2 tRNA genes and 2 rRNA genes are annotated in these 1,932 nt (G+C 50.9%); all 4 read left to right on the top strand.

The window, feature by feature from the left end:
• Positions 1-358, top strand: a 16S ribosomal RNA gene (locus AB5935_RS24890); the annotation flags it as partial.
• Positions 359-489: 131 nt separating this feature from the next.
• Positions 490-563 (top strand) — tRNA-Ile (locus AB5935_RS24885).
• A 15-nt stretch (positions 564-578) separates the two neighbouring features.
• Positions 579-652, top strand: a tRNA-Ala gene (locus AB5935_RS24880).
• 129 nt (positions 653-781) lie between these two features.
• Positions 782-1,932, top strand: a 23S ribosomal RNA gene (locus tag AB5935_RS24875); the annotation flags it as partial.

The raw sequence follows: 1,932 nt of genomic DNA, 5'->3' as shown, positions 1-1,932 counted from the left end.
AGGAAGGTGGGGATGACGTCAAATCAGCACGGCCCTTACGTCCGGGGCTACACACGTGTTACAATGGGGGGTACAGAGGGCCGCTACCACGCGAGTGGATGCCAATCCCTAAAACCCCTCTCAGTTCGGACTGGAGTCTGCAACCCGACTCCACGAAGCTGGATTCGCTAGTAATCGCGCATCAGCCACGGCGCGGTGAATACGTTCCCGGGCCTTGTACACACCGCCCGTCAAGCCATGGGAGCCGGGGGTACCTGAAGTGCGTAACCGCGAGGATCGCCCTAGGGTAAAACTGGTGACTGGGGCTAAGTCGTAACAAGGTAGCCGTACCGGAAGGTGCGGCTGGAACACCTCCTTTCTGGAGAGGATCCAAAGTAAAGGTTTTTGTTTTTGTACTGCTGTTGTTGTTTATTCAAGATATGATTCCGTATTAAGACGGAAGAGAGAAAGTAAGAAGCCGGGTCTAATGAAACAGACTAGGTTGAACTTAGTCCTATAGCTCAGTTGGTTAGAGCGCTACACTGATAATGTAGAGGTCGGCAGTTCAACTCTGCCTGGGACTACGAATCTTGAGATTCGGGGGATTAGCTCAGCTGGCTAGAGCATCTGCCTTGCACGCAGAGGGTCAACGGTTCGAATCCGTTATTCTCCACTCCATCAGAGACGTAAGATACGAAGATGACCGATCTATGACATATTGTACAAGCAAACAGTAATTTTAGTAGTAAAGAGCTGAAAGTATATATCATCCCGCTGACACGCAAGTGTGGGCGAATGAATAAGGAAAGTAAAGAAGGGCGCATGGCGGATGCCTTGGCTCTCGGAGGCGATGAAGGACGTGATAAGCTGCGATAAGCTCCGGGGAGGTGCAAATAACCTTTGATCCGGGGATTTCCGAATGGGACAACCCGGCGTGTTGAAGACACGCCACCTGATCATTTCAGGAGCTAACGCAGGGAACTGAAACATCTTAGTACCTGCAGGAAAAGAAAATAACAATGATTCCCCCAGTAGTGGCGAGCGAACGGGGAATAGCCCAAACCGTTCATGTTACGGCATGATCGGGGTTGTAGGACTACGTCGTTGCATGAAGACATCGGAGAAGAACTTTCTGGAAAGAAAGACCATAGAGCATGACAGTTGCGTATTCGTATGTTGTCGAAGCATAGTAGTATCCTGAGTAGCGCGGAGCACGAGGAATTCTGCGTGAATCTGCCGGGACCATCCGGTAAGGCTAAATACTCCCGAGAGACCGATAGCGAACCAGTACCGTGAGGGAAAGGTGAAAAGCACTTCGAACAGAAGAGTGAAATAGTTCCTGAAACCGTGCGCCTACAAGCGGTCGGAGCTGCTTAAAGCAGTGACGGCGTGCCTTTTGCATAATGAACCTACGAGTTGCCTTTGCCGGCAAGGTTAAGTGTGACGACACACGTATCCGAAGCGAAAGCGAGTCTGAAGAGGGCGTATAGTCGGCAGTGGCAGACGCGAAACCAAGTGATCTACCCTTGGCCAGGTTGAAGGCTGGGTAACACCAGCTGGAGGACCGCACCAATAAGCGTTGAAAAGCTTCTGGATGAGCTGAGGGTAGGGGTGAAAGGCTAATCAAACTTGGAGATAGCTCGTACTCCCCGAAATGCATTTAGGTGCAGCCTTGTGGGTTACTGATGTGAGGTAGAGCGACTGATAAGATGCGAGGGCTTCACCGCCTATCAAGTCTTGACAAACTCCGAATGCGCATCAGTTTTACCTCAGGAGTGAGGGCATGGGTGCTAAGGTCCGTGCCCGAGAGGAGAAGAATCCGGACCACCTGCTAAGGTCCCGAAATGACAGCTAAGTTAAACTAACGAAGTCTGACTGCTAAGACAGCTAGGATGTTGGCTTGGAAGCAGCCATTCATTTAAAGAGTGCGTAACAGCTCACTAGTCGAGGAGT

The organism is Phocaeicola sp. RTP21198st1_B8_RTP21198_201120 (genome assembly GCF_040929485.1).
In the GTDB taxonomy this organism is placed as follows: domain Bacteria; phylum Bacteroidota; class Bacteroidia; order Bacteroidales; family Bacteroidaceae; genus Phocaeicola; species Phocaeicola dorei.
Note: the sequence above shows the minus strand (reverse complement) of the source record. Positions and strands in the feature narration are given on the sequence as shown.